Below are 1,775 nucleotides of genomic sequence, written 5' to 3'. Positions count from 1 at the left end.
ATCTCTATTGCCGCAAGGGAGCCGCGAATATTTTGCCATGCAAGACCCTGATCAATTAAATCATAAAGGTTAGAGAAATAAGGGGTTAATTCTTGTAAGCCATATTCATCAATTAAAAAGGACAACCAAGAAGGCGGACGCGTAATAAATTTCGCGCGGGGGATTTCTTCGAGTGCCATTTTAACGTGAGGGTCAAGAGCCATTGCTTCTGCAAAACAACGTTCAAACAAGCTCGAATTTGGGGGCAAAAGTGAGGAAAGCATCAATAAGCACGCCCCCGTTCAGACAAGACAATATCCCCCAAAGCTACAGCTTCATCCGGTGCGACCAAAATATCCTCACAAGGTTGCGTTATGTTCACATGGTGAACGCCCTCAACCATCAAGCGGCTTAGTATCCAACTTAAAGACAAATCACGCCCAAGCCTCCATGCACGCGCCCATTCTGCTCTTAAATTCTGCTCCGCTCTTTCCAAAACAAAGGAGCCTTCATCCGGTAACAACCAAAAATCAGCAGAAACATTGATCATCCGCTGTACCGCGCTTTTCACAAGGATGTGGTCATTGGTCATTTTAACATGGGGGGCATCAAGGGCTGCTTGCACCTTTGCAATTAAAGCCTCATCTGCCACCCCTGATGGGCTATCACTAAAAAGAGCCACATGAATAATCGGGCTTTTACCCTCACGATAAACAAAAGCATCTTTGACATGGATATCGCTTGAGAGGGCAAAATATTGATAACGTGGCGCTGTGCCCCCTGTGGAATGTCCTTGTCTATTCAAGCGAATGCGGCGGCGAAACCGCTCATCATCTTCATCCAAAAGGCGCGTGACCCCATGAAAATCCCCCAAATGATCTAAACTTGTTCCACGCGCAAATGTGAGTAAATTATCCCGCGCCACTTCATTAATTCGCTGGCGCAATAGAAACTCTTCATAAGCCGCCGCTTGCAATTGAATGACCACGGGATCATAAGCCGTCTTTTCCACATTATAAGGAATATGATGCGCTGCAAAAAGCTCAGTCAAACGCGTGATCTTTTGCTCTAAAATTGCTTCAACAGAAAGCTCTTCAATAATTTGTGGCAGAGGGAGTTGTGGAGGGGGAATCTGTGAAAAGGATAAAGGTTCAAACTCAGTCATCACCAACCTCTAAATTGATGCTCATTGGCTCTTTGTGTGACCAATCCCCCAAATGCCCATTGGGATAAAAAACACCCGTTAAAACAAAATGGAATGTGCCTTCACGCGTTGCTTTTGTCAGATCAATCCTCTGCAACGAGAACCCAGGCTCTCCACACTCTGGATCATCGAGTGCTTCAACAATTGCTTGATAAAGCTGCATCATCGTCGCAGGATCAGCATTGGCATCTTGGAATGCTCCAACATCACATCCATAATGACGACGCAAAACCCGTGTCCCAATTCTTGTCGTCAGACATTTACGAAGTGACTGTTGGCAATGTGCCCAACCATACAAGAGAGAGCCATCCTTTTCGCTCATCCCGCACCGCATGCTTTAAGCCCCTTTGCTTGTCTTTGTGGTAGAGACCGTTGGGGCCGCAGCAACAACAGGGACTGGTTTTTCAGCGATCTGACCAAGCAGCAACGGATATTTAGCCGCTTCCTCACTTAAACAAATTTCCTCACCCTTGCCCGGTGAACGCTTGCCTGCAACAAAATCGGCATTGGTTAAAATAACATAAGTGTTCTCACGCATGATAAAACTCCTTTAAAGAGGGGAAGAGGTTGTGGAGGGACCCATTTTGACCCC

At 46.3% G+C, this 1,775-nt stretch carries 3 protein-coding genes and 1 pseudogene; all 4 read right to left on the bottom strand.

Annotated features, from left to right (window positions below; genetic code table 11):
- Nucleotides 1-263: pseudogene (locus ACFIL8_RS07600) on the bottom strand (phage tail protein); the annotation flags it as partial.
- Entirely contained in the window at nucleotides 263-1,144 is an 882-nt protein-coding gene (locus tag ACFIL8_RS07595; protein ID WP_375638668.1) for a baseplate J/gp47 family protein, read from the bottom strand. The gene ACFIL8_RS07595 and the pseudogene ACFIL8_RS07600, both read right to left, overlap by 1 nt.
- A complete protein-coding gene (locus tag ACFIL8_RS07590; RefSeq protein ID WP_375638670.1) occupies nucleotides 1,137-1,517 on the bottom strand; it encodes a GPW/gp25 family protein in 381 nt (126 codons plus the stop codon). The genes ACFIL8_RS07595 and ACFIL8_RS07590 overlap by 8 nt, the downstream gene beginning before the upstream one ends.
- Before the next feature lie 3 nt (nucleotides 1,518-1,520).
- Nucleotides 1,521-1,721: a hypothetical protein gene (locus tag ACFIL8_RS07585; protein ID WP_375681057.1), complete on the bottom strand. Its 201-nt coding sequence runs from the start codon at nucleotides 1,719-1,721 to the stop codon at nucleotides 1,521-1,523.
- Nucleotides 1,722-1,775 lie beyond the last annotated feature (54 nt).

This window comes from Bartonella sp. AP57NXGY (genome assembly GCF_042195805.1).
GTDB lineage: Bacteria > Pseudomonadota > Alphaproteobacteria > Rhizobiales > Rhizobiaceae > Bartonella.
This window is presented reverse-complemented; position numbering and strand designations above follow the sequence as displayed.

Excerpts from the sequence above, each read along its gene's own strand:
- ACFIL8_RS07595 (WP_375638668.1), bottom strand. The coding sequence starts at position 1,144 with ATGACTGAGTTTGAACCTTTATCCTTTTCACAGATTCCCCCTCCACAA.
- ACFIL8_RS07590 (WP_375638670.1), bottom strand. The coding sequence starts at position 1,517 with ATGCGGTGCGGGATGAGCGAAAAGGATGGCTCTCTCTTGTATGGTTGG.
- ACFIL8_RS07585 (WP_375681057.1), bottom strand. The coding sequence starts at position 1,721 with ATGCGTGAGAACACTTATGTTATTTTAACCAATGCCGATTTTGTTGCA.